Below are 25,792 nucleotides of genomic sequence, written 5' to 3'. Positions count from 1 at the left end.
AACGAAAAGAGCGTATATCCTTTCGAATATACGCTCTTAAATGTAGATGGGTTGTCGCTAATTATTCAGTCGGTGAAATTGTTACTGGCTTGAAGGTCGCGACAGCATTGCCACCAGCTCCAGGACGATCGACATAAGTTGTGTTCTGCATCAAGGTATAATAAACATCAACGTAGTCGTCATCATTGGTTAGTAAGCCATCTGGAATCACGTCAATTATCTTACCGGTAATCTGAGCAATGATAGCGTAGCCTTGAACTTCAGGATCCGGAATCATTTTAAGGATTTCTTCAGCGGCTTTGACCAATAGCTTCGCCAGTTCTTTGTAGTCAGTACCATCGTCTTGCTCCATCAGGATCATGTCGACAGCGCCCCAGCGGTAACGTGGCCAAAGCACCATTGTCTGTCCTGGGTAATAGTCTTGACCATCGTAGTCAAGGTAAGGCATTTCAACTAAATCAATTTCCGGTTCAACGCGACTTGGATCGACACCAGTAATGATGGCGTAGACTTCAGCTTTGCCAGAAATCCAAGGCTCTTGGTCATCATTTAAACGAATTTTGGTCAACTGAGTGGTGTTAAGAGGCTCAACATCGGCAGCCATGACCGAGCGGCTCATTTTACTCATCTTAGCAGCCGGTTTTGGTGCAGAATCATTGGTTGTCAGCTCCGTATCCTGACCTAAACGCTTCATTTCTGCTTGCATGGCCATCAAACCAGCACGTAGTTCTTCTGCGCCATTACTATCGACAACCAATACAGGCACATCTGGCATCTCATAAACATCCAGTTGATGCACCTGGCCATAAACATCATACGCCTCGATAAATTGCCAGTTAGAGTCATCACCTGAAGGCTCGAACGCGAACAGTGGGCTTTCACCCTCTTTCCAGTTTTTCACCATTGAAGCGTCCGCGATACGCAGCTCCATGATTGAATCACTGTACTCACTAATGCCTTTCATGGCGCGATAGCTACGATCCGCTTTTTGCATTTTTTGACTAAACGCAGAATATGGCTGAGCAGACTGTAGGTTGTTCAGAGGTGCTGATAGATGCTCTTCGTTAATCTGTGACTTGATAGAGGATTCAAGATCAGCATAGCGAGCACTGATCTGCAAAGCGATGGACTGTTTCTGTTGTGCAATCGCCTCAGCCTTAGATTGAGCATCTGTTGTGTCTACAGTCTGCGCATTCGACTGGAAGCCAACCACCGCCGTTGCAAGCATCATGCTAATAGATAGATTTGGTCTCATAAAAATGATCCTTATTTTAATTTTTATCATTATATAGAGCATTTGCCCTACACATAAAAACCTATCAGCAATATCAATAAGTGGAAGTAAAACGATTGCTTTTTGTTCCATTTTCCAGCTCAAGATCACTTTTTAACCAAATTGTATGATATTTAATCTTATCTAAATTAGAATGTGCGAATTAATAATCCAATCAATAAGCAATTCATAATATTATTAGCTAAAAGAGCACCTTAAGTGCTCTTTTGTCCTTTCTAATAAGTGGCGTAAAGTTCGACTTCTCCACCTTGCTGTTCGGCGCTTAACGTAAAGTGAACATAACCTGCTTTCTCTACCTCAAACTGGACAAACTCATTGCTACCAGTTTGCTGACTAGCTACATCAAAGTCTTCACGTGTTGCCCAAGAATGTTTGCCTATAAATACGTCCACATTACTTGGAATGTCGTCTAACGCGTTTATCCAAAGCCGAACCGTGGCTGGTCTTTCAACATACATACCCACATAACGTGTCTTATTCACCTTTACTCGCAGGGGTTCATTCGCTGGCATCAGTTTTGGCGTCAGGTCATCTTGCTCAACGGTAGGGGATTGAGTGACTGTTTTGCTTGTCACCCTGACAGATTCAAATGATTCGCGGGCTGTTAAGCTGAAATAGTAGCGACCCGGCGTAATGTACCCGTTTGGCTGTGGTTCAATCTCGATTGACTCTTGACTTCCTCGCTGAAAGTCCGAAAGCTGGTACTCATAGTAGTGCGCAACACTCTGGTAACTTGCATATAGATCAGCGTCCCCATCACCTTCAATCGAAACGGAGAATTCTGTCACTTCCGCAGGGATATCGATGTAAAACAGATGCTCCTCGTAGGCGTTAGCGCTAAAGATCTGAGAATGGTTGGCGGCAAAACTCACTATTTCTGCTGAGCCTTGGGGCGATTGTTCTTTCTCACCGTCATCGTTGTGAGAGTCAGAATCGGCAGATGAGACTGCTTCTAGCCACAATTCAAACTCGTCATTGAATTCAACACCCAAACGCTTCGCTTGTTCGCTCCAAGTCACATAGTCTCCTCTCCTTGCAGACTCTAATAAACGAGCCATGTGCTGAGGGTGCTCTTCCAACATAAACCGAACCCCGAGATAACCCCAGCGGTAGATACGGTTTACGTCATCTTCGTACGTGGTTTCAATGACTTCGCTGAAAGACAGTGGCTGATGTTCAATTAAATCTACCGCCGCTTGGTAACCTTTGCGGTAGTGCATATACTCTGCGAATCCTTCCAGCCACCAGACCATACGACCACGGCTTAAAGTGTCACTAAAGTCACCATAGAGGTTAAAACGGCCATCTAAATAGTGAACGTACTCATGCTCAAGGTTTAGGATGGCAAGTTCATCACTGAAGTCGTAGCGGTAAGCTAAAAAGCGAGCCACATTTTCAGGTTTGGATGGATCACCCTCTAGATATTGCCCTCCATTGTCTGTGCTGTTGCCGAACAGAAAATTAGAGTAGGTAACGTAAGCATCATTGTCCTTCCAGACCACCACTTCAACATTATCATTGTGATCATCATCGACCGGAGCCCAACCAGAGTTCACCACTTGATGAAAATCGGCTTCAACCGCTGACAGAACGTCACACGCCTGTTCAGATTGTTGCTCTGATAAGTTTTGCGAACGTATGATCGCGGCACCCTGACATTCGTAACGGTATGGAAGAAGGCTAAGTTCAAGTTGCGATTTACTTTGTTCAAGCTTTAGTTTTTTGCCTTCCTCTGGCGCATAAAACAAGATCATCTCCGCAGCCGCAATCCATAAACGTTCGCCTTCACTGCCGATCGCATTACGTTCTAGCGTACGTTTCATAAACGCCATCACCTGGTTACGTAGCTTCTCATCTCTACTCGCCAATAGCCGGCCAGATTCACGTACCGCATTGTAGATGAGAAACTCAGCGTCTGTACCCAGTGCCCAGCGATTCTGATCAACAAACCGCTCCAGCCTCACCAAATACTCAGGGTGAGCTGCGAGATCCGCATAAAAATAATCTCGCGCCACGTGACCACTCATCGCTCTGAACAAATTGTTTAATCCATCTACATACTGCAGCCGCTGGCTATTTTGGTGGTTGAAGCTTTCGAGCAGGTCTAACATGGCAGGCATTGCGGTAGGTAATTGTTTCACGCTATCGACCATTATGCTCATCGCAGACATTGCACGTACCTGTTCGCGGCCCAGCGCTTGAGCATATTGGCTACTTAAGAATCGAGCTGAAATTTGCGCAAGCTCACGACTCAACTCTTCAGAATAATAGCCATAGCTTGATTGGGTTGAGTAACGCGCAAAGTACGCCGCTTTGATAAATTCACTAAGGTTGGCAATTCGCTTAGCCTGCTGCTCATCTCCCTCATACTGCGTCACTTCTTCAAGCAACTCACGCTGTACTTGTCTTATTGACGTTTCGCTGTAGATGCCCGTCGCTGCTTCTTCAGGCGCATTGAACCATGAGTGATAACACGACGAATCTGCGCGTTTGATCTGTGTCAGCCAGTCAGAAGAGTGCGAAAGCAACTCATACTCACACTCCTGAGCAGATAAGGCATTGAAACTGATGCCAGCTAATAGCAAAGCGCTGGCAATTTTCTTGGGAATAAACAAACGTTGATTGTGCTTCATACGCAACACCACACTTATTGTAATGATTTGGAGCTGCGTTATATCAACGATCTATAAGTCACATAAGACCGATTGATGAGCAATTTAGAGGCTGGTTCCGATAATTTCTTAGATTAAATCTTCGCAAACGATTAAATAAAACACTTATTTAACAATTAGTTATAGTTAAAAAAGTTAATACGAAAGTCGCTAATCTGCTGCTCAACGTACTGTTGCCACTCAAGATCAGACATTGCTGACCCCGCCGTTGAACGTTGCTGGTCGAGTGACTCTTTGAGATCAGATAACTGGCTTTGATAGCTTGCGACTTGTGCCTCCTGACTCGCGACTTGCTGCTCTCGTTGAGCAATGGATGCCGACTGTTCAGCATTAAGGTATTTGGTGGCGAGCTTTGCTTTTGCTTGATCCTTTTGCTGCTGCGAAAACGTGCTTGGTATTAGACTCACGCCTTTTTCATAACGTGCAGCACCGCTATCTAAAGACAACGACTCTTCATTGTGTTGCCATTGATTCAGCAATGCTTCATAGCTTTCAACATAACTCTCAGCGTTATCAGTGGCTAAGTCCTGGGATGCCAAACTAAAGTCATAGAGCGCATATTCTTCAGCAAACATAACACTTGCGAGCTCGCCCCAAATTAACAATGCCTGCTGCTTCATTTCGGCAATTCGATCAACTAACGAGTGGTATTGATTGAGATCCAGCTCTCCCATTATCTCTTGCCACTGGGCTTTCAATTGAGGGTAACGAGCAAGGAGTTGATACCTAGCGTCCGACAGTTCAGCTTGGAGCTGAACCAGTAGCTGTTCACAATCGTTACTCTGTTGGCACTCTTGCCAAAAAGATTCCAACGCTTCAACCAGCGCGTTTCCTGAGGCTTCCGCAAGAGGATTTAACACTTTGCCTTGATAGGGGCTAATCGTATTTTCGGACGGGCTTCCACCCTCTACCACTGTTCGAGCAAGACTCTCGTTAGCAGCGACAGATTGGTCAGCATACTCCCTCTCAACCATCACCCGAGAATTAACAACCTCATCGGAAGGCCAGAGAAAGATGCCCGCCACAACGGCGAGCATCAACAACAGGTAACGATAAACCATTACTTAATCACCGCCGACACAGGGAAATGGTCGGATAGATTGTAATGCTTCCACAAGCGTTCATCTGTGCTGCGCGGTACATCTACACGGTTATCGTTGAATGCTTTCACCGCGTACTCGTCACTCACCATGACGTAGTCAAGATATTCGACATTTTCACCACCTGACATGGCTTCGCCAGCAAAATCATTAATGCGTGGATCGAAAGTCGATTCCGTATAGCCTGAGTATTGCGGTTCAATTGCGCTGAGGTTTGCAATCATCTGCTGATAGTCACCCGGGAACTTACGCTTGTTAACATTGAAATCACCGCTGTAAACCACCGTTTCATTTGACGGAATATTGAGTAATGTCGCCAGTTCACGGATCTGTTTGAACTGACGCTGGCGATAATCACGAGCGGTGTCTGTATCGAACGACGCTGTATGCGTAGCAAACACGTGATAAGCCTTACCACCTTTAATTACTTCTGCGTAGTTGACGCCTTTGTCTGCGAAGCAATCCGTTCCGGTACAATCAGGAAATACATACTGGGCTTGATTGACGATTGGGTAGCGGCTGACGATAGTAACACCGCCGTCGTAAATGTTGATGCCATCTTTATCTAACATCTTGGTCTGGTAAGGATACTCTTTTGCCAATTCGCGTAGAAACTCCTCTCGACCGCTAGCAAACACTTCTTGCAGAGCCAACACATCGTAACCTTTGACGTATTCAGGGATCAGTGCGTAGCGATCGCCAATGTGCGACGCAATAACAGGCAACGCCCAAATGTTGTAAGTCATTAACTTAAGCGTGTTTTCATCTGGCTCAACCGTTTCATCGACTTTGGCAGGTGTGATGGTGTAGTAAAGGTCATCATAGCGAGCGGTATTCGCAGACTTAAACGCCAACTCCGCTTGTCGCTCACCAAATGCAGCCGTATTAAAGCGATGTACATTACGGTCATCTTTTAAAGCCAGTTCAACATCAGAGGAAGAGACCCCATATTCAATAGTAGAGTTATACCAATGACCTTCCATCACTTGGTTTAGTACGACGCTTTCACCTACAGGATTGGAAACCACGGTGTTGAATTGGTATGTCTTGCCCGATTTCACCCCTTCCCAGCGATTAAAGCTGAGTACTTGCTTGGTCTCCCATGGCCCAAGCGTTTCTGTGTGTTGTTTCCATTCTTCCCCATATTCAAGTAAATCGGTACCATCATGGCTCACCTGAATAGTCAGAGACTGGTCTGAATTGTTGGTCAAATATACATCTGTGTCCGCTAAAACGGGAAGCGCAATCAGAGACGCTAACAAGATATTCCACTGCTTAAGATTCATGTTTTGTTCCTTAGTTTTTGTTTGAAGGCTAGAACTTAAAGCAAACAAGTTGCATATTTGTTATAAATATATGAAAAGATAAAAATCACGTAAGTTAATGAAAATATGTGATGAAGCGTCTATTTTTTGATCAGTTGTTGTTCAAAATTTAACATTTGCCCACACCTTACTAGATTCGATTTAGATCAATAACTTTATCAGTAGAGATGAGATAATTTCGGCACATTCTCCAGATGTTTTCGACGATGAGCGACGCTGAAATCCAACGAAAAATTGCCCAATTATCCTCTATAGAGGAGGCGTTAGATTATTTCGAGATCGGTTACGAACCAGCTTTTATAAGCGAGTATCGAACGCCTCTAGTGAAGCGGTTTAACGGCTACTTAATTATGGTAAAACCTGAAGATTGGTTTGCAGCGCGGCGCTGCCTGAAAAGTGCCTACTGCAAAATTCAGCGTAGCCGTCTGGATCCTCATTCCCGCTCCGCATGTCGAGGGTGCACCACTTGTCAGCGACGTTAATCCCTCAGTGAAGCTAAAAACGAAAAAGCTCAGCGAATGCTGAGCTTTGTTCGAAGTCACGACCTATTGACGGCAACCTGATGTATTGAAATCAACCACCAGTGCTGCGTTGCTGAACTCTCCTGACACTTTCAAGTACCCCCAGTAATTCGCCTGACCATTAATAGTGATACATTCTGAATTTCCTGAATTATCAGACCATCCATGAAGATTGGAGCCTTCATCATTTGGCCAGCCAAAGTTACTGTACTCCAGTTTGAGATCACCAGTACCATGCGCCGATGTAATCGACATCGACTGATATTCATTAACCCCTTCGATACTCAGCCATATTGGCGACTGAGACGCCAAACATACTGGCTCTCCGGCCGTCAATCGCCCACCACTGACTTTCGGGCGAACAGCACAATCGGTAGGCAAAGAGTCGTTGTCACCTTGGCTGCGAATATTGATCGATGCGTTGGTATTGGCCGTTAGACCATCATTATCTGTGACCGTTAAGCGGACCGAATAACTCCCCTCACTACTGTATTGGTGCGTCGGATTGGCCTCTGAACTGGTCGCGCCGTCACCGAATTCCCAGAGGTAACTCGAGATTTGACCGTCGGAGTCTGAGCTACCTTTACTGCTGAATGAAATGGATTCACCTACTTGTCCCTCACTATTGACCGATATCACCGCTGTTGGTGGCTGTTGTTCCGAACCACCATTCACCAACTCTTGCTGCCATTGTTCAAACTCACTTTGGTAAGCCGTAGACCAGCCGTTGATGATGGTTTTATATTGCGACCAGTTACCTTTACGCGTTTCCACCAGCATCTGATTTACGTCGTCCATGTGACGCTCAAACATGAAGCGGACTGCCAGATAACCCCAACGATAGATTCTGTCGACATCAAAACCATCGTACGTTGTTTCAAACACTTCACTCAGTGTATAAGTTGAGCCGTCTTTGATCGTATCTATGGCTTTCTGATTGTTGTCTTCGTTGGCGATATACTCCGCTACCCCTTCACTCCACCACACAACCTTTTCAGTTGGATGACCAAAATCGCCATACATATCAAATCGTCCGTCCAGATAGTGGACGTACTCATGTTCTAGGTTCCAAACAAAATGATCAGGATTAGCGTAGGAGGCTTCATAAGCAATGAAGTTGGGCACGTTGCCTTGTTTGGAAGGGTCACCTTCGAGGTACATTCCACCGTTGTTGGTATCAATGCCAAAGATCGGTCCGGCGTATTTGCCGTAGTCATTACTGCTGTCGAAGATGTTCACTTGCAATTGAGTATTGTAGTCATCAGCCACTGGTTGGTTACCCGTTTCTAAGCGCTGATGGAAATAACCTTCCTCGTAACCCATTTTGTCACAGGCCGCTTGGTGTTGAACCTGAGTCATATTCTGGGACAAAATACGGACCGACGGGCCACAGGTGTAGCTTTGTGACAGCACTAACGACTTCAATTCTGTTTTGAAGTTACATATTCCCAGCTCTGTACAATCTGAGTAGTATGAAGCAGTATCCGCCGTTCCCAGCCACACTGAATCACCAAAACCATACATCTCATACTGATCAAAGATCTGCTTCACCTTAGCTTTGACATTGGCTTCAATAGGCGTGTTTTGATAACGCGTTAATCGACCCAGTTCACGGCCCGCATTTGCGGTCATAAACTCATCATCGCGACCAATTGAGTTACGGTTTAGCGCGAAACTCGATAACGCATTCACTAGGTCAGTCTGCTCGCCGATTTTCGCCTTGTACTCATCATTCCAGCTGCCACCAAACAACACGGTGAAGACGCTATTTACTGCATTACGCATGTACCAGCTCTGCGCGTAGTCGGCGTTCCAACGGTTGAGCCATTGCGTGACAACATCGATGTAATGATGTTCTAGGCTGGCGCTGTCCATAGTGATGATCACTTCTGCTAACACCTTACCGTGAGCGTCACTGTTCTCGTAGAAATTGCCGTTGGCAACAAACGCATCTACCGCCTCTTTCACCGCTGGGCGCACCCAAGTGGTGAAGCTGACCTTATCGTTGTAAAACTCCGCGTAATAGCCAGCACGTAGATAGAGGAACAAAGCTTCCAGCTCATCGCTTCCTCCACCTTGGTAATTCTTAGCTAAAGTTGTGGTGTGCTTGGCAACGTTAAACATGTTGCTAGATTCAAACGTTGTCTCCTGAATACGGCTTTCAGCAGAGAACAGCTCATTAACACAGCTAGCACCTTGAGTTGTGATGGTATTAATCAGGCTGGTGCTGTTTGATGTCGCGAACGCTTCAACGTCACATGGTACAGCTGCTTCATCAGCCGCAATCATGTTAAACGCTTTGATTGTTGGTTGAGGCTTTTTGGGAGTGAGTTTCGTTGGGGCGTATTCGAGGTGTTGATCTTCTACACCATGGTGATGTTCGTGATTGTGTCCTGCATCGAGTTCGACAACCTGTGGTACGGGCGCGCTGATGGCGTAGGCATTCGCACTAAGTAATACACTAGCCACTGCCACTGTTATTTTTTTAAGTTCCATCTTTTTTTCTTCTGTCTGTCGTTAAGTAGGAGCACTTCACGGTGAAGTGCCATATGCAATCGGTCACCCGATCACTACTCACTCTAAACAGAGAAAAATGCGCATAGTAAGCAAAATATTAACACTGGATGTTGTGGTCTCAGTTTCTAATCTTGCTGGTTTCAGAAATGCGCTCTCAATTATATTTTCTGGTGGAAAAGCTATCTTATGCTACTAATTTAACAACCTTTTTAACGGCACAAGTTCCGTTAAATGCATACAAAAAAGCCACCTATTACAGGTGGCTTTCTTATTACTCGTCGTCGGCTTTCGGGGCGACTTTCTTTTTCGGGATAAAGACCGAATCACCCACAGCGACATTCTGATAGAAACCTTTATCACGCTGAGCAGGCTTCTTCGCTGTTTTCTTCGCTTGTGGTTTGGCTTTCTTAACCACTTTCTTCTTACCACGATAATCCGGTTTACGTGGTTTGATTCCTTTGAATTTACCTTTTAAACCTTCCAGTTCAGAGAACGTTAGGTCCTGCTGGAGGTAAGCTTCAACACGCTTAAAGCTATCCCAATCTTTCGGGCCAACCAAAGACACGGCGTCACCTTTATTACCAGCACGGCCAGTTCGACCAACACGGTGAACGTACTCTTCGGTATGCTTAGGCATGTCAAAGTTCACAACGTGTGTGACGTTCGCAATATCCAGACCACGAGAAGCGACATCTGTTGTGACTAGAATCTTGAACACGGCACGCTCAAACTGGCTCATGATGGTGTTACGCTGAGTCTGATTCAGGTTACCACTCAGAGCGATTGCTTTAAGCTTCTTCTCGTTGAGTTTGTCCGTTAAGCGCTCCGTATCTACGCGAGTCGCAGTAAATATAATCAGTTGCTTGTATTCAGCTTCTTCTAGAATGCGCTCAAGGATCGCTTCTTTATGGTCAAGGTGGTCACACAAATAGAATTTCTGTGTGATGTCTTTATGCTCTTCATTAGAAACACCAATCGCGATACGTTTTGGAGCATCTAGCATCTCAAAAGCAATCTCATTCACTTCTGCGTGATCAAGAGTTGCTGAGAACATCAATGTTTGACGGCGACGGTGCTTAGCCGCGTTGTGGATGCGACGTAGCTCAGGCGCGAAACCGAGATCCAGCATACGGTCAGCTTCATCAAGGATCAGAGTCTCTAATCCGTCTAGGTAAAGCGAGCGGTGATCAAGGTGGTCCGCTAAGCGACCCGGTGTAGCAACAATAAATTTCGGGTAGCGACGTAGCGCTTTCACCTGATCATTGAAGTTTTCGCCACCCACAATTAGAGTCGCGTCATAAGACAAACCACCCAGCATAGAACGCAGCTCACCGTAAACTTGCTTCGCCAGTTCACGGGTCGGAGCCAAAATCACACCACGAGGATCTTTCGCTGAAAATGCTTTGTTCTTTAACGACTTGTGTAGCATAGGTAGCACAAACGCCAGTGTTTTACCTGAGCCAGTTTTCGAAGAAGCCAACAGATCTTTACCAGCAATCGACACCGGGATGGCTTGTTGCTGTATCTCTGTCGCTTGCTTGAAGTCAAAGTGCTTCAGGTTTTTCAGTAAGCGATTGTCTAGGCCTAAATCTTTAAAGTGCAAAGTATTCTCCAAGTTCATAGATGTGTCTCAGCCCTGCTCTAGGTTATAGCTCAAACACGAAAGTTTTCAAAAACGCGCTATGATACCGTGAAAGATCCATACTGGATAGAGATCACAGAAAATTATCTTATTTCGCCGTGTTTACATCCCTCGATATAGTTAGAACATTGACACTTATAGCTCTCGTCAGTGAGACATATATCAACTAATTTGATAATTGCTTAAATTCTTGGGTTTTTTTGACTTTTTTCTGCTTTTTGAAGCCTAGATTTGAGTCTACACTTTAGGAACCGTCACTATATGAGCAGAAATGTATAGGACGTCATTTTGATACTTACAATGCAAGGAGTTCATCTATGAACAAAATGTTGATCGCAGCTGCGGCGTCTTCTGTACTTCTTCTAGCTGGCTGTGCTTCTGGTCCAGACGAAGCATCTTCAGCAAAAATTGACGAGCTAAGCAATCAAGTTAGCCAGCTAAGCCAAGATGTACAGGCTCTACAGTCTGATGTACGTAAATCAGGCGATGCAGCAATGTCTGCTCAAGAAGAAGCAGCACGCGCTAACGAGCGTATCGACAACATTGCTCAGTCTTACACTAAGTAATTCTGTCAATTTTCGATAAGAAAGGGCCTGCAACTGCAGGCCCTTTCTCTTATATAACAAGACTCAATTCACGTATGAATAACTCGGGGAGACCACTTCCACTGGTACACCATTTTGCGCAAGAATCGCCGCTCTTGCTTTAGCATCCGATAGTTCAAACTCTTCCAACCACCACTGCAGTTCCTGAGGGATCTTCAAATCCTTCTTACTACCATCGCTTCGCGTTAACGGTTCATGAGCTTCCAAAAACACACTGCGATCCGGCTCTAGTGCAATTTTTACTGGCTCATTAATCACTCGAACTTTTTCACCCAACTTCACTTTTGGAAACAACCAGTCAATGTCCTTAGGGTTCATACGTATACAACCTGAGCTGACACGCAGCCCAATACCAAAGTCTTTGTTAGTACCATGGATAAGGTAATCTCCAACGCCATAAGCCAGCCTCATCGCGTATTCCCCAAGTGGGTTTTCCGGACCTGCGGGTACAACACGCGGAAGCTCGATGCCTTTCTCAAGGTATTCTTTGCGAATAGATGCGGGTGGTGTCCAAGTTGGATTTGGCCGTTTTTGACTAATGCTGGTCACCATCTCAGGAGTGTCGCGACCAATTCGACCTATACCGACCGGAAAAATATGTACTAAGTTCTTCTCCGGCTGGAAGTAATACAGACGCAGCTCTGCCAAATTGATGACTATCCCTTCTCTTGGCACTTGAGGAAGAATGATTTGCGTCGGAATCGTCAGAACAAAGTCTTCAGAAGGTAGGAAAGGATCCACGCCTTTGTTTGCAGCCATCAAGGTAAGAAAGCCAACATCATATTGCTTTGCAATATCTGCTAGGCTCTCACCACTTTCCACTTGATGGTATTGTGTGCGCCCGACCATGCTGCTTCCCTCTGGAGGTAATTCGTAGGTTGCGGCGAATAGTGAGGTACTAAAGCAGCAACAGAGAGAAAGTATTTTTCGCAGCATTCTAAGCGTCCTTCGCTTCCTTATAGAGCCGTAAGGTTACTTCTCTTTCTACCTTATGATCAACTATTGGCGGCGGATATGACAAGCTTCTTACACCACTCCATTTCCAGGGTTGGTGCAAGTATTTGTCAGGTACTTGTGCTAATTCAGGCAACCATTGACGGACAAATTCGCCTTGCGGGTCAAATCGCTCACCCTGCGTAATAGGATTAAAAATTCGAAAATATGGCTGGCCGTCACAACCTGTCGACGCACACCATTGCCAACCACCATTATTCGCCGCGTAATCGCCGTCAATCAGTTTATTGATGAAGTACCGCTCACCAACCCGCCAATCAACGTGGAGGTCCTTAACCAGAAAGCTCGCGACTATCATTCTGAGGCGATTATGCATCCACCCTGTCTGGTTAAGTTGCTTCATGGCAGCATCGACTATCGGGAAACCAGTTTCACCCTGCTTCCACGCCTCAATATACTGTGGCTCATTCTTCCATACCAAGCGATCCCCCCAATCAACGAAAGACCTTCCTTTACTCAGCTTAGCTTCAAAATAAATCAGATGCTGATAGAACTCACGCCAGATCAACTCACTCTGCCAGACTTCTCTACCTTGGCTGAGAGGGGGAGCTTGGCCAAACATCAAACGCGCCATACATTGACGAACAGATAAAGCACCGATAGCTAAGTAAGGAGACAGTTGGCTCGTTCCAGCAATAGCGGGAAAATCTCGGTTGCTAGCATAGCCTTCTACGTCTTGGCTATCAAAATCTCTCAGCGTTTGGATTATCGACTGGGTATCCGCGGCAAATTGGTCGCTCGGCTCTCGCGGGTAGCTGAAGGTCACATCATCAGCGAATAGTAGAGAACTCAAGTGCTCAGGTAACCTACTCGAACAAGCCACTTGTGGTTTGCGAACTTGAAATGAGCACTCGCCAAGTTCAGCGAGGTAGGCCTTCTTAAACGGTGTGAACACTTTGAAATAGCTACCTTGCTTGTTCACTATGCTACCGGGAGCAAATATGCATTTGTCATCGCTGGACTTAACTTGAATGGCAGTATCATTCAAACACATTTCAAGCGTGGCATCTCGACGCTGCTCATTAACCTCGTATTCCTTGTTAACCAACACTCGATTCGCACTGAGCAAAGTAGCAATCTCAGCGACACGCTTTGCGCTCTCAGTATATGTATCCACTTCCTCATAAAGCAGTGGAATACGTAAAGACTCCAGGTCTTGCTTTAATCCCTGCAATCGACGGTAAATCAAATCTGCCTGAATAGGCGCTAAACCGTGCTCATGCCAAGTCTCAGGAGTTGCAGTGTAAATGCAGACAACCGGCTCACCAGTCTCTACAGCATTAACTAGTGCTGAGTTATCTTCGATTCTTAAATCGCGTCTTAGCCACACCAGATTCATGACTTTACCTCTTTAGGCGTTGTAACAGTTCCGGCAATATCAGCTCTCCGGAAATCATGGTTTCCAGTTGTTGGATCGCAGCCATTTGCGACTCATTAATCGCACGTGCGCTGTAAATCGCTAAGGTTGAAAACTCTTCAAGACATGGATGACCAAGCAGTCCAGATAAATCTTCAACCTCATCGATGATGGTCACTTTGCACCCTTTTTCTACCAGTGAAAGAGCCATTATGCGAGATGCCACATCCACACTTCCTTGAACGCTGATAAAGAGCGCTTTGCCTAAACGAGCGGCTTTGTTTTCTGCTTCAATAATCGCGTTGAGCTTGGTTAGCATCAATGTTTGAAACAAACCAAATTGAAGTGATCGCAAATTCTGTCTGACAAGTCCTAATGCCTGCTCCACAGGCTGAATAAACTGAGTTTCCACGACATTGAGCGGGTATTCTTTGAGCACTGAATGAATCAGAGTTTCGGCTTTCCCTTTATTTAGGCTTGCCAAAGCATCTAAAACAGGTTCAACATCATCTAAATGAGCCATATTGGTAGAGACATCGGATTCAGCCTGATCTCCTGATTCCAATAACGCTTTCACCTTGCCAATCGACACTCCTTTAGCTAACCAACCTTGAATGTCATTGATTAAGTCGATGTGCTTTTGTGTATATAGGCGGTGGCCTTTCTCTGTTCTTTCAGGCTCTATCAAGTTGTAGCGGCGCTGCCAAGCTCGGAGAGTGACAGGTTTCACCCCCGTCAGCTCTGATATTTCTCTGATTGCATATTTCTTCATTCTATAATCCATATCTCAAGCGCATTTCCTGAGGGTGAGGCTGCAAATATTTCTGCTCGGATAAATAAGCATCCGGGTACGCAGCCAAATAATGTTTAAGTAAAGTGATGGGGGCCAGTAGTGGTAACGTACCTTGACGGTACTCATCAATCACACCACACAATTCCGCTTTCTGGTCCTTGGCGAGGTTTCGCTTGAAGTATCCTTGGACATGCATAAGCACATTGGTGTTGTTCTTACGACTTGCTCTGTGCGATACCGCATTCATCAAACCCACACGGTACTCTTGATAAAAAGTATCGATGTCATACTCTTTGATATTGGCGACTAAGCGACCTAACTCTTTGTATGACTGAGGGTGATGGGCCATCAAAGTAAGTTTGTAGCGAGAGTGAAATGCAACAATTTTACCGGCTGTCGGAGCACCACCCATGGAGTCGTAAAAATCTCTCAGCGTGTAGATGCGAGTAATGAAATTCTCTTTCAAAACCGGGTCGTTCAAGCGGCCATCTTCTTCAACTGGTAGCCAAGGCATTTGCTTCATCAGCTCTTGGGTGTAAAGACCCACTCCTGTGTTGTCAGCCCCACCTTTTTTGTACACTTTCACCCGTTCCATGCCACAGGTTGGTGATTTGGCACACACAATATATCCGCACAGTTCTGTGTCACGCAGCTCAGCCACTTTATTTTTGGAGTAGTCCACCATCTTGTCTGTGTGCTCTATGGACGCATCTTTTGTTTCTACCAAAGCAATACGTTCTTGATCCGACACCAAACGGATAGTCGGCCTTGGCACGGGCATCCCCATTCCAACTTCCGGGCAAATTGGAACAAACTCGAAAAAAGGTGCGAGTTCTTTAGTGACGAACTTACTAATCTTGTGCCCTGAGTCGAAGCGAACTTTTTCACCTAAAACGCAAGAACTAATGCCGACTTTAATTACGTTGCTCATATTGTGCTCCAGTATTCTTGTTGAGGTGTACAAAAATATCTTTTGTATAAGTTTTAGCACAACATCTCAAAGTTATACAAGAAATAAAAATGTACAATTTAATGGAGTGTTACGTAATTGATACGATTTCGGTTCAATTCTGAGGCAATCGTTTTTCCAAATCGATTGCATTAACCCTTTCAACAAAAAACGTTATAAATACTTACATCTATAGTGAAATGGATTACTTTTGTGACGTACTTCTCATGGAGCCTTGCCATATCTAGCTAGTATTGCTTCAACAGATTTTTGAGAATCAACAAAATTAGTAATCAGAACACAGAATTACTAATAAACTTGGAGTAACAACTATGGCAACCCCACACATTAACGCTCAACCAGGTGATTTCGCTGAAACGGTTTTGATGCCAGGCGACCCACTTCGCGCTAAATACATCGCGGAAACATTCCTAGAAGATGTAAAACAAGTTTGTGATGTTCGTAGCATGTTCGGCTTTACAGGCACTTACAAAGGTCAACGTGTTTCTGTGATGGGTCACGGCATGGGTATCCCATCAGCTTGTATCTATGTTCACGAGCTAATCGCTGAGTATGGTGTGAAAAACGTAATTCGTGTTGGCAGCTGTGGCGCAGTACGTGATGACGTAAACCTGATGGACGTTGTCATCGGTATGGGTGCATCAACAGATTCAAAAGTGAACCGTATCCGTTTTAACGATCATGACTTCGCGGCAATTGCTGATTACGGCCTTCTAGAAGAAGCGGTAAACCAAGCACGTGCTCAAGAAGTACCTGTAAAAGTAGGTAACGTATTCTCTGCAGACCTTTTCTACACTCCAGAAGCCGACATTTTCGAGAAGATGGAAAAACTAGGCATCTTAGGTGTTGATATGGAAGCGGCAGGTATCTACGGTGTTGCTGCCGATTTAGGTGCAAAAGCACTGACTATCCTAACGGTTTCTGACCACATCATCCGTGGCGAGAAGTTGAGCTCAGAAGAGCGCCAAAAATCTTTCAACGACATGATGAAAGTTGCGCTTGAGACAGCCATCAACATCTAATCGCCATTCCTTCGCTGCCAGAGCCAATAGCCTGGCAGCCCAGATAATCCCGAGGGGGAGATAGTGACAACTGGCAAACTGCCACAGGAAGCAGACGGGTTACAACTCAACTTTTGTAAAACATTGGCGTGTGACAACTTTGGATTGAGTGATGCACATCGATACGTCGTGCAACATGCTAACCCTAAGCGACCTGCGATGGTATGTCGGGAGTGCGGTGCTTTCCCCCCCTTACTTAACAATCAGGAAGTGTTAAACGAACTCCATCGTTTAAGACAACTCCACAGTGACGGTCTGCCAACCTGTCGCAATACCGATTGCGAAAATTTTGGCTTATCTGTCCATACTCATAAACACCTTTATCATGCCTTTGGTTACAGCGGTGACCGCCAACGTTATCGTTGCAAGCTTTGCCAATCGACGTTCGTTGATAAATGGTCAGGTGCCAATAAGAAACTTGCCTTTCAGGAAAACCTCCTCGGTTTGCTCTTTATGGGCTACTCAGTACGTGAAATCTGCCGTAAGTTAGAGATCAACCCGAAGACGTTTTACGATCATCTCGATCATATTGCTAGCCGATGTCGTCGCAAGCTGGCTATGTTTGATGCACGCTGGGTCAATCATGCTGAGAAATATGAACTGGCGTCCTACTACGTGCCTCTGCAACCTAAGAGTAATAATGGCGTACTATGGATAGCGACTGGTGAAGCCAACTCAGGCTACATCCTCTGCCAGCACGTCAACTATTCTGGTAATGAAGAACCACTAGGCAGTATTGACCACGATCCGTATCAGGAAACCGCTCGATTCGTTTCGCGCGATCACTCATCTGAAGCCAGCATCCCAGTTCCAGAGCCATCACCTGTACTCAGAGAACGTATTGATCAGCAATATCAAACGATCCTAGCACGTGGCAATGTTGAAGACCCGATGGGTAACCTGACCGTGTTCAACTACCCATCAAAAGGAGCACTGATCAGACCGCCATATACCTCTTACGCTCATTTCCTTCATGTACTGGATCTGTGTAACAGTGAACGTCAGGTTTCTATCTATCTACCCCAAGATCCCGTTTTGCGTTCTGCAGCGCTGAGTGTTTGCTTATCACGCATCCAGCGTCAAAATGTCGACCTTATGTATGTCGAGGAAGATGAAAGCTGGAATGAGCACAGTCTGGTCGGAAAGATCGATATTGTTCATATGGGTTGGTGGCGCGATCGCTGGGCTATTACCTCTTTTGCAAATTCATCAAAAGGGATTTGCTACCTTGCAGGGCAGAATAACGAGCCGAAAGAATGGCTTAGAAAAGCAAGCGTCCGCCAGACCGAATTCTACCAACAGCGCTTTCAAACTCTTTTTGAAAGCTTTATCAACGAACCTCGTCGTAAGCTTCGCCCTGGTGGTTTATTACCAATGTTGGATATTTTCCGGGCATGGCATAATTTGTGCTACCAAGATAAGAGCGGTATGACAGCGGCGCAAAGTCTTGGTTTAACTCAATCACCTTTGACTCTGCGGGAACTGCTTTCATAATTACCATTATTGTGAAGTACGCCATTAAACCTTAGGCGTATTAATGCTTTTACTAGAGTTACATCAGTCACTATTTTTATAATACTTTTGAATGATATTAAGAATGGCTGTTAAGGGATTGATTCATTGGATAAAAGCCAGCATCTGCTAGATACAGAGATTGAACAGCTCAAAGCACGAATTGAAAGTGAGCCTGAAAAGGTTTTAGCCATCGCTGAACAGTGCGCGACGCGCGCCAGTCAGATTTTGTACCCAGAAGGGGCTGTACAGTGTCTGATTATCATGTCTCGCTGTGCCTGGAGCCTGATGGATTATCGGCGTGGGCTAAAATACATCAAAGAAGCCCATAGTAAACTCAACTCCCTAGATACCGACGACTTTCTTCCTGAGATTCTTCATATCCATGCGCTTCACTTCTGGGGCCAAGCCAAATATTACTCCGCTCAACAGTTCTGGATTAACGCCCTTGAGCAATCCGCTCTGGTCGATGAAATCGAAATACAAATCGAATGCTTAATCGGGCTAGGCAACGTCTGGCGAATTACTCATGAATATCAACTCGCCAAAACGACTCACGAATTGGCTGTGACCGTTGCCAATAATACACGTATCGGTTGGCTTGAAGGTAAAGCGAGAATTCTACTGGCATGGGACCTTTACCTACTCAACAACTATGTTGAGATGCTGACAGTACTTGATGGCGCGACCGAGGCACTCAAAGGCCACGAAGATAAAACCTGGCAAGCAGAAGTCTGGGACTTCAGAGGATTAGCCCTGTTAGGGCTTGAGCGGATTGAAGACGCAGAAATTGCAACGGGTAAAGCGCAAGACCTAGCTGAAAAACACGATCTGGTGTGGATGAAAGCGCACTCGTACATCAGCCAGGCAAGACTAGAATTGTTGAGAAAACGCCCGGAAGAAGCCACCAAACTACTAGTACAAGCCGAACGTTCAGCATCGTCTTTCGATAACGGCGAACTGTTGTCGCAGATTTGTTTTCAGCAGTCACGTGTGGCTGAAGAGCAAGGTAACTTTAAAGAGGCGCTGCACGCGTTTCAAAAGTACCGTAAACACTCAACAGATATGCTCAGAGAGCAAACCGCCCGAGTAAGTAATGACAAAGCCCGAGCATCGAAGCGTCAACTCGAACAGCGCGCGCGCAAATTGATTAACCGCATTCGTGGCCAACACGAATACGACCCAGAAAAGCACCTTAATCAGATGGTGTCTGAGATTTACTGGTGGGAGCAACTGGTTCTGTTCAAGACCGAACTGAAACGTTCTAACCATGCAGTCGTTATCATTCAGCACAGCGACCCTGAATACATTGAAGTGTGTGCTGAACTCGCACACTCTTTGTGTACACAGCAAGACCTCCTTTCTCGACTCAGTAGTGATCGCCTCGGTGTCCTGCTCGCAGAGAAAGACGATGCCGCTTTGCAAGTGTTTCACGTATTAGCAAAAATGATCGAAATCTACCCATGGCACCGAAAAGGACTCAATAAATCACTGCCTAAAGTGGTTTTTCAAGACATCCTGACGTTCCCATTTACTTTAGAACAACTAGAAGAAAGCCAACCATTGGAAGTACAGAATGGAAACTTTGCTTAATAAAATCTCCGAATCGGGTTTAGATGCTTCTTCTGTTTCAGGTGAAGAGGCGATTATTTTCTGGAACCACATTCGTCAGCATATTGCGACAACACCTCAGGAAAAAGCGCAAAGCTTAATCATCAGTGCTGAGTATCGCAATGAGCTCAAACAGCCCAAAATCAGCATTGAAGAGTTAAGAAGTGCACTCGAACACCTCTCTCTGCCAAGCGACGCAGAGTTGATTCTAGAGGTGAAAAACAGCTTAGCCGATCGACTGGTGGAAGGGGGCGATTACTCAGGTGCATTGCAGGAGTACATTTCTTCCTCAACCATTGCCGTCGATACCAGCCATATCGATGCCTATGTACTGGCGGTCTTGGGCATGGGTAATCTATGCGATGCCTACGGCGACCATAACCGAGCATTACGCTACTACCAAAAGATAGATGGTATCGATCATGCCATCTCCAGCCGCTCATTGCGTCTGCGCTACAAGCTGTACATGTTGTCGTGCTATATCGAGCTTAATCGCACCTCGGCGGCAAAAGACCTACTTAAAGAGTGCTCTGAGCTGGCGATTCTGGTCAGTGACAAGGTACTTGCTGGGCAAATCCTACTCTATCAAGCAAAGCTGTATCGTCGACAGGGCAAGCAGGACAAAGCGATAGAGTGTTTAGGCAATGTTCAATACACCGCCGGTAATATCCACTCGATCTGGCTGTCGAACATGATTCGCCTTGAGCTGGCGCACAGTCTCAACGAGTCAAACAAACCCCATTTGGCTAACTGGGTACTAGAAAGCGCCCAGAAGAAGATCAGACGTTACGCTTCTCCTGTACTCAACCTCAAGCTGAACACGGCATTAGGTGATATCTACGAGCAACAAGGCGATTTCCAAAAAGCACTGGAATGTCAGAAGCGGGCATTTCGTATCGAAAGTGACTTGATGAAGCAGATCCCAATCGGTGAACTTGGTGCGGCACAGCTGCGGCGTTTATCACGATTTGAACTGCAACTCAAACTGATTCTATCTGAACTTGAAAATCGTGAGCTCAAAGAAACCACGGAGAGCCAGAAGCACACCGTGGCTCAGCTCCAACAAGATGTGTTTACCGATCCGCTGACCAGCCTGCACAACCGACGCTGGCTGGATGTGAAGCTCAAAGACCTATTGCTGCATGACGTGCCTTTTGCGCTCATGGTTATCGATATTGACCATTTTAAATCCATTAACGACGAGCTGAGCCACTTAGTTGGCGATAAAGCCATCGTGAACGTCTCTCATGAGCTGTCTGCCTACTTTAAGTTCCGAGGTGCATCGAGCGTACGATTTGGTGGGGAGGAGTTTTTGGTTATTCTTGAGCGTACCACACTGGAACAAGCCACGATGCATGCTGAAAATTACCGTGAGCGTATTTTTAAGTTTGGCTGGCAAGATATTCTTGGTGAACGTGGCTTAACCGTCAGTATTGGCATAACCCTTCACCGGGAAGGCGAGAATACTCAACGTACATTCTACCGTGCAGATAAAGCTCTATACCGAGCAAAAGCCAATGGGCGTAATCAAGTCTGTACGGAATAAGATTTAACGCCAAAAGAACAACGATATCCCACCAACCGCAGCCAAAGTACCGATGATGCTTTTGGCTGTGACTTTCTCCCCTTTTAACATATAGATAAACAATATAAATAGTGGACTGGTTGCAATCAGAGTTTGAGCGATGGCAGGGTTAGCGTGTTTCAAAGCGATTTGTTGAAGCCACAATGCTAAAAACGTCCCGACAAAGATCGCACCTAGCAACCAAAGAAAGGCCGACTTCGTAAGTTGCCCTAAATGCTTTCTCATTGACGAGAAAGGTTTTTGCTCAAATAACACGATCACCATAGCTACCGCCAGCACACCAACAGAAAGCCGGATTAACGCTCCCAACAGAGGCGGTAAATCTCCTGCTACCAACGCGTAATGTGAGATAACCACTCCCGACGCCTGACACACACTCGCAAGCAAGCCAAAGCCTACACCTGACCACTTCGTTTGTTCACCACTAGCATCAGGCTGAAAAATAACGAAAGTGACGGCTAAGGTTGTCAATAACACACCGAGCCAACTTTGCAGAGGTAGAACCGAACCTAGGGCGACCAGCGCCAACACACCTGAAAGCGGCGGCGCTAAGGATTCCAGTAATAGTGTTTTATTGGCACCAATTCGCTTTAAGGAGGCGAAATAAGCGCTGTCTCCGACGGCAATACCAATGATTCCCGACACTGCCAATATAGCCAAATGAGTAGCAGATATCGCCATTGTGGGCATCTCAATCCATGGCATCACCACCAGCATCATGCCTGAAGCGCCGACACCTTTAACAATATTGAGCTGCATAGCTGAAAAGTGATGACTGAATTGACTGTAAATCCAAGTCGCCAGCGCCCAGACCACTGCAGCCGACAACGCGGCAATCTCTCCCTGAAACTCCATCTATTGACCTTAGTATTGATTTGAAAAAAAGAGGCAGACTTACAAAGTCTCTCTAATATCTTGTTTTTATTTCTATACTTAGCTTTGTATCACCGTACGTTTTATTGAATACAAACACAATAACAGGACGCATTTATGTTTTTGGACTATTTCGCGCTAGGTCTACTCATCTTTGTTGCTCTGGTCATTTTCTACGGCATTATCGTGATTCACGATATTCCGTATGAGATAGCCAAGGAGCGAGAGCATCCACATCAGGATGCGATTCATTATGCTGGCTGGGTGAGTCTCTTCACACTTCACGCCATCTGGCCTTTTCTCTGGATATGGGCCACCTTATGGCGTCAGGAACGAGGGTGGGGCTTTCAAAAGCTGGAAGAAGAACAACACGATATTCATCACCGTGTTGATTCACTGATTGATCAAGTAAGCCAGCTACAAAAGGAAGTCCTTGAACTTAAGCAGCAACACAACAATCAAACGACTGTAACACCCCGTATCGATGAACATGAGGAGGAGCAATAATGGATTTACTTCTCATTCTGACCTACGCCGCTTTGTGCATTGCAATCTTTAAAATCTTCAATATTCCTCTCAATAAATGGACCGTCCCAACAGCCGTATTGGGAGGTGTGGTTTTAGTCGGCACCTTAATTTTGTTGATGAACTACAACCATCCCTTTACCCAGCTTGGCAATCAGGTCTTTTCTAGCACTCCTATCGTTTCAGGAGTAAGAGGCCGTGTTATCGAAGTGCCTGTTGAGCCCAATAAACCACTCAAACAAGGGGACATTCTCTTCATGATTGACCCTATCCCATACGAAGCTGAAGTTGAAAAGCTTGAAGCACAAATTAAAGAAGCCAGCCAAGGCGCACTTGGACTGGAGTCTGATGTGCAAGAAGCGCAAGCCGCTCAAGCTCAAGCCATCGCAGATAGAGATAAGGCACAACGTGAATACGCTCGTTATCAACGTGGCTACGATAAAGGCGCCTTCACCGAGCAAGAACTGGACACCCGACGCCAAGAATACAAAGCCACTGAGGCTGCGGTCAAAGTTGCGGAAGCCAGAGTGGATCAAGCCAAGATAGCACTCAACTCTGAAATTGGTGGAGAAAACACAACAGTGGCGCGTTTGCTAGCGGAGCTGCGTCAAGCTGAGTTCGATCTTGAACAAACCATCGTCAGAGCTCCCACCGATGGTTTTGCAACGCAGTTAGCTCTGCGACCTGGGGTTATGGCAGTTCCACTGCCGTTAGCACCTGTGATGACCTTTGTTCATACAGAGGAAACGCTTTATGCAGCCGCGTTCAGGCAAAATTCCTTACAACGCTTACAGCCGGGTTATGAAGCAGAATTTCTCTTCAGAGCGCTTCCAGGCAAGGTCTTTAAAGGGGAAGTAGTAGATGTGTTGCCCGCCATTGGCGAAAGCCAATTTCAGGCCCGTGGCGCCCTGCTTGGCACGGAGGCATTGCGCACCAGTGGGCGAGTCTTTGTTACTCTGAAGATCACTGATGACTTATCTGACTACCACTTACCCATGGGGACAGCGGTCGAAGTTGCGGTTTACTCCGATCAATTCACTCATGTATCCATTATGCGTAAAGTACTCATTAGAATGAAAAGCTGGCAGAACTATCTCTACCTAGACCATTAAAATCCGTCAGAAAGCAAAAAGGCCTCTTAAAGAGGCCTTTTCTTTTATATATGAACTTATTAGCCGATAAAGGAGATATACCCTTGAAGGATAATTAAGTTAACAATGTCGATAAAGAAAGCACCAACAATCGGCACCACCATAAATGCTTGCGGTGAAGGGCCAAACTTATTCACCAGAGAACCCATATTCATAACAGCTGTCGGTGTTGCCCCAAGGCCAAAACCGCAGTGACCACCCGCAATAACAGCTGCATCGTAGTTTGAGCCCATCACTTTGAACGTCACAAAGTACGCAAAAATACCTAAAATGACAGACTGAACCGACAGAATGATTAGGAACGGAATCGCCAAGTCAAAGATGTTCCATAGTTTCAGGCTCATCAGTGCCATAGCCAAGAACAAAGATAGCGAGACCGTACCCAAAATATCAACGGTTTCTGCGTCTACCTTGTGTGTCTTAGTAACTTCCATAACGTTGGTGATGAAAACACCGATGAACAAAGCGTAAACAAAGTCTGGAATCATCAGCCAACTGATTTCCAAGCTACTCACCCACTGTTCAAGGTATTTAGCACCAGTTACACAGATAAGAAGAATAAACAGGATTTCAATAACCTTTTTCGCCGTCACCTTATCTTCTTCGTATTCGTTATACGTCACGACTTCAGGGAACTTTTCATGGGTTTGTGTTCCGCGTCCGTATTCAGATTCGAAGTTATGTTTAGTAACCAATTTCTGAGCAACCGGGCTACCGATAATACCGCCAATGATCAGACCAAAAGTCGCAGATGCCATTGCAATTTCAAGTGTATTACTCAAACCGTAAGTGTCAGTAAAAGTCTGAGACCATGCTGCACCCGTACCATGCCCACCCGACAATGTGATGGAGCCAGCAATTAACCCCATTAGAGGATCCAAACCAAGCGCTGTCGCCATTGACACACCAACACCGTTTTGAATGATGATGTAAAAAGACGCAACGGCTAGGAATAGAAAGACTTTAGCGCCGCCTTTCATCAGTTGAGTGTAATTTGCAGCCAGACCAACAGTGCTGAAGAACATCAACATAAAGGTGTTTTGCAACGGTAATGAGAACTCTAAGCTAACCCCATTGAAATGCATTCCCGTGATGATCATCGCAACGATCAAACCACCAACAATAGGCTCTGGAATATTAAACTTCTTCAGAATAGGGAGCTTTGAGTTTACAAAGTGACCAAGAAACAACACGCTGATTGCGATTAAGAAAGATTCTAGTGGTCCAACCGAAATTATCTGATTCATATAACCTCTTTATTGTCTGTCACTCATCTTCCCTAACGAGTTAAGAGCATACTGCTCTGGGCCATTTTGCTACCAAGGTCTCAGGTAACAATTGCAGGCACTGATTGAGATATTCTCTATTGAAAAACGTCCTCTCTACAGCGGGTCTCCCCACTCCATTTCAACAGCGAAACCCTACGGTGTACTTTAGGGCTATAAAAAGAAAGCGGACATTATTAATAAACTCGCAGGCGTTTGTCGAGTATAGACAGAAAATTCGTGTCATGAATCCGTGTAAATTGACCAAGAGTTAACCAAAGGACAAAAAAAAAGCCAACCGCAATGAAGGCGATTGGCATATATATAGTGTGAACAAATTCATTCACTAACAACGTCAGTTGGCTAGGTGACCCTCGGCTTAATAAGGGTCAATCACAT

Annotated in this window: 20 protein-coding genes; 8 read left to right on the top strand and 12 right to left on the bottom strand. The window is 45.5% G+C overall.

Annotation, left to right across the window (positions count from 1 at the left end):
* Positions 1–61: 61 nt before the first annotated feature.
* The 4 genes from VIC_RS12525 to VIC_RS12510 form a co-directional block, all read right to left on the bottom strand.
* Positions 62–1,255 (bottom strand): DUF3103 domain-containing protein, encoded by a 1,194-nt coding sequence (locus VIC_RS12525; protein WP_006960238.1) that lies wholly within the window; start codon positions 1,253–1,255, stop codon positions 62–64.
* A 254-nt stretch (positions 1,256–1,509) separates the two neighbouring features.
* A complete protein-coding gene (locus VIC_RS12520; RefSeq protein WP_006960237.1) occupies positions 1,510–3,927 on the bottom strand; it encodes a M9 family metallopeptidase in 2,418 nt (805 codons plus the stop codon).
* Positions 3,928–4,082: 155 nt separating this feature from the next.
* Entirely contained in the window at positions 4,083–5,027 is a 945-nt protein-coding gene (locus tag VIC_RS12515; protein WP_006960236.1) for a hypothetical protein, read from the bottom strand.
* Positions 5,027–6,352, bottom strand: coding sequence for a sphingomyelin phosphodiesterase (locus VIC_RS12510; protein ID WP_006960235.1), 1,326 nt, complete (start codon positions 6,350–6,352; stop codon positions 5,027–5,029). The genes VIC_RS12515 and VIC_RS12510 overlap by 1 nt, the downstream gene beginning before the upstream one ends.
* A 245-nt stretch (positions 6,353–6,597) precedes the next feature.
* Here VIC_RS12510 and VIC_RS26305 point away from each other — a divergent pair, with 245 nt between their 5' ends.
* Positions 6,598–6,873 (top strand): nitrogenase-stabilizing/protective protein NifW, encoded by a 276-nt coding sequence (locus VIC_RS26305; RefSeq protein WP_080555936.1) that lies wholly within the window; start codon positions 6,598–6,600, stop codon positions 6,871–6,873.
* A 63-nt stretch (positions 6,874–6,936) separates the two neighbouring features.
* Here VIC_RS26305 and VIC_RS12505 read toward each other — a convergent pair whose 3' ends face one another.
* A complete protein-coding gene (locus tag VIC_RS12505) occupies positions 6,937–9,408 on the bottom strand; it encodes a collagenase (RefSeq protein WP_006960234.1) in 2,472 nt (823 codons plus the stop codon).
* A 292-nt stretch (positions 9,409–9,700) separates the two neighbouring features.
* Complete coding sequence (locus VIC_RS12500) at positions 9,701–11,044, bottom strand: DEAD/DEAH box helicase (protein WP_031343167.1); 1,344 nt, start codon at positions 11,042–11,044, stop codon at positions 9,701–9,703.
* A gap of 344 nt (positions 11,045–11,388) precedes the next feature.
* On the opposite strand from VIC_RS12500, the gene VIC_RS12495 reads away from it, so the two are divergent.
* Entirely contained in the window at positions 11,389–11,637 is a 249-nt protein-coding gene (locus tag VIC_RS12495; RefSeq protein WP_006960232.1) for an Lpp/OprI family alanine-zipper lipoprotein, read from the top strand.
* Between the two features lie 63 nt (positions 11,638–11,700).
* Here the strand turns inward: VIC_RS12495 and VIC_RS12490 are convergent, their stop codons facing one another.
* From VIC_RS12490 to VIC_RS12475, 4 genes are read right to left on the bottom strand one after another with little or no spacing between them, the layout of a single operon-like run.
* Positions 11,701–12,612 carry a L,D-transpeptidase family protein gene (locus VIC_RS12490; protein ID WP_039951882.1) on the bottom strand — a complete coding sequence of 304 codons (912 nt, stop codon included), beginning with the start codon at positions 12,610–12,612 and terminating at the stop codon, positions 11,701–11,703.
* Between the two features lies 1 nt (position 12,613).
* Positions 12,614–14,029, bottom strand: a complete 1,416-nt coding sequence (gene phrB / locus VIC_RS12485; RefSeq protein WP_006960230.1) for a deoxyribodipyrimidine photo-lyase — start codon at positions 14,027–14,029, stop codon at positions 12,614–12,616.
* Between the two features lie 4 nt (positions 14,030–14,033).
* Complete coding sequence (locus VIC_RS12480; protein ID WP_006960229.1) at positions 14,034–14,819, bottom strand: MerR family transcriptional regulator; 786 nt, start codon at positions 14,817–14,819, stop codon at positions 14,034–14,036.
* A gap of 1 nt (position 14,820) precedes the next feature.
* Entirely contained in the window at positions 14,821–15,771 is a 951-nt protein-coding gene (locus VIC_RS12475) for a YbgA family protein (protein ID WP_006960228.1), read from the bottom strand.
* A 350-nt stretch (positions 15,772–16,121) separates the two neighbouring features.
* On the opposite strand from VIC_RS12475, the gene deoD reads away from it, so the two are divergent.
* The 4 genes from deoD (at position 16,122) to VIC_RS12455 (ending at position 21,540) form a co-directional block, all read left to right on the top strand.
* Entirely contained in the window at positions 16,122–16,832 is a 711-nt protein-coding gene (gene deoD, locus VIC_RS12470) for a purine-nucleoside phosphorylase (protein WP_006960227.1), read from the top strand.
* A 63-nt stretch (positions 16,833–16,895) separates the two neighbouring features.
* Complete coding sequence (locus VIC_RS12465) at positions 16,896–18,365, top strand: hypothetical protein (RefSeq protein WP_006960226.1); 1,470 nt, start codon at positions 16,896–16,898, stop codon at positions 18,363–18,365.
* Positions 18,366–18,491: 126 nt separating this feature from the next.
* Positions 18,492–19,976: a hypothetical protein gene (locus VIC_RS12460; RefSeq protein ID WP_006960225.1), complete on the top strand. Its 1,485-nt coding sequence runs from the start codon at positions 18,492–18,494 to the stop codon at positions 19,974–19,976.
* Positions 19,960–21,540 (top strand): GGDEF domain-containing protein, encoded by a 1,581-nt coding sequence (locus tag VIC_RS12455; protein WP_006960224.1) that lies wholly within the window; start codon positions 19,960–19,962, stop codon positions 21,538–21,540. Before VIC_RS12460 ends, VIC_RS12455 begins: the two co-directional genes overlap by 17 nt.
* Before the next feature lie 3 nt (positions 21,541–21,543).
* Here VIC_RS12455 and VIC_RS12450 read toward each other — a convergent pair whose 3' ends face one another.
* Positions 21,544–22,434 (bottom strand): DMT family transporter, encoded by an 891-nt coding sequence (locus tag VIC_RS12450; RefSeq protein WP_006960223.1) that lies wholly within the window; start codon positions 22,432–22,434, stop codon positions 21,544–21,546.
* Positions 22,435–22,569: 135 nt separating this feature from the next.
* On the opposite strand from VIC_RS12450, the gene VIC_RS12445 reads away from it, so the two are divergent.
* Together VIC_RS12445 and VIC_RS12440 are read left to right on the top strand one after the other, a co-directional pair.
* On the top strand, positions 22,570–22,959 hold the full coding sequence (locus VIC_RS12445) for a DUF3302 domain-containing protein (protein WP_006960222.1): 390 nt from the start codon (positions 22,570–22,572) through the stop codon (positions 22,957–22,959).
* Positions 22,959–24,089, top strand: coding sequence for an HlyD family secretion protein (locus VIC_RS12440; protein WP_006960221.1), 1,131 nt, complete (start codon positions 22,959–22,961; stop codon positions 24,087–24,089). Before VIC_RS12445 ends, VIC_RS12440 begins: the two co-directional genes overlap by 1 nt.
* A 59-nt stretch (positions 24,090–24,148) precedes the next feature.
* Here VIC_RS12440 and gltS read toward each other — a convergent pair whose 3' ends face one another.
* Positions 24,149–25,375 (bottom strand): sodium/glutamate symporter, encoded by a 1,227-nt coding sequence (gene gltS / locus VIC_RS12435; protein ID WP_006960220.1) that lies wholly within the window; start codon positions 25,373–25,375, stop codon positions 24,149–24,151.
* Positions 25,376–25,792: the final 417 nt, after the last annotated feature.

The organism is Vibrio coralliilyticus ATCC BAA-450 (assembly GCF_000176135.1).
In the GTDB taxonomy this organism is placed as follows: domain Bacteria; phylum Pseudomonadota; class Gammaproteobacteria; order Enterobacterales; family Vibrionaceae; genus Vibrio; species Vibrio coralliilyticus.
This window is presented reverse-complemented; position numbering and strand designations above follow the sequence as displayed.

What these genes read in the sequence shown, in the direction of transcription:
- VIC_RS26305 (WP_080555936.1), top strand. Translation starts at nt 6,598, where the DNA reads ATGAGCGACGCTGAAATCCAACGAAAAATTGCCCAATTATCCTCTATA.
- deoD (WP_006960227.1), top strand. Translation starts at nt 16,122, where the DNA reads ATGGCAACCCCACACATTAACGCTCAACCAGGTGATTTCGCTGAAACG.
- VIC_RS12475 (WP_006960228.1), bottom strand. Translation starts at nt 15,771, where the DNA reads ATGAGCAACGTAATTAAAGTCGGCATTAGTTCTTGCGTTTTAGGTGAA.
- VIC_RS12455 (WP_006960224.1), top strand. Translation starts at nt 19,960, where the DNA reads ATGGAAACTTTGCTTAATAAAATCTCCGAATCGGGTTTAGATGCTTCT.
- VIC_RS12450 (WP_006960223.1), bottom strand. Translation starts at nt 22,434, where the DNA reads ATGGAGTTTCAGGGAGAGATTGCCGCGTTGTCGGCTGCAGTGGTCTGG.
- VIC_RS12440 (WP_006960221.1), top strand. Translation starts at nt 22,959, where the DNA reads ATGGATTTACTTCTCATTCTGACCTACGCCGCTTTGTGCATTGCAATC.
- phrB (WP_006960230.1), bottom strand. Translation starts at nt 14,029, where the DNA reads ATGAATCTGGTGTGGCTAAGACGCGATTTAAGAATCGAAGATAACTCA.
- VIC_RS12525 (WP_006960238.1), bottom strand. Translation starts at nt 1,255, where the DNA reads ATGAGACCAAATCTATCTATTAGCATGATGCTTGCAACGGCGGTGGTT.
- gltS (WP_006960220.1), bottom strand. Translation starts at nt 25,375, where the DNA reads ATGAATCAGATAATTTCGGTTGGACCACTAGAATCTTTCTTAATCGCA.
- VIC_RS12495 (WP_006960232.1), top strand. Translation starts at nt 11,389, where the DNA reads ATGAACAAAATGTTGATCGCAGCTGCGGCGTCTTCTGTACTTCTTCTA.
- VIC_RS12515 (WP_006960236.1), bottom strand. Translation starts at nt 5,027, where the DNA reads ATGGTTTATCGTTACCTGTTGTTGATGCTCGCCGTTGTGGCGGGCATC.
- VIC_RS12520 (WP_006960237.1), bottom strand. Translation starts at nt 3,927, where the DNA reads ATGAAGCACAATCAACGTTTGTTTATTCCCAAGAAAATTGCCAGCGCT.
- VIC_RS12445 (WP_006960222.1), top strand. Translation starts at nt 22,570, where the DNA reads ATGTTTTTGGACTATTTCGCGCTAGGTCTACTCATCTTTGTTGCTCTG.
- VIC_RS12505 (WP_006960234.1), bottom strand. Translation starts at nt 9,408, where the DNA reads ATGGAACTTAAAAAAATAACAGTGGCAGTGGCTAGTGTATTACTTAGT.
- VIC_RS12510 (WP_006960235.1), bottom strand. Translation starts at nt 6,352, where the DNA reads ATGAATCTTAAGCAGTGGAATATCTTGTTAGCGTCTCTGATTGCGCTT.
- VIC_RS12490 (WP_039951882.1), bottom strand. Translation starts at nt 12,612, where the DNA reads ATGCTGCGAAAAATACTTTCTCTCTGTTGCTGCTTTAGTACCTCACTA.
- VIC_RS12480 (WP_006960229.1), bottom strand. Translation starts at nt 14,819, where the DNA reads ATGAAGAAATATGCAATCAGAGAAATATCAGAGCTGACGGGGGTGAAA.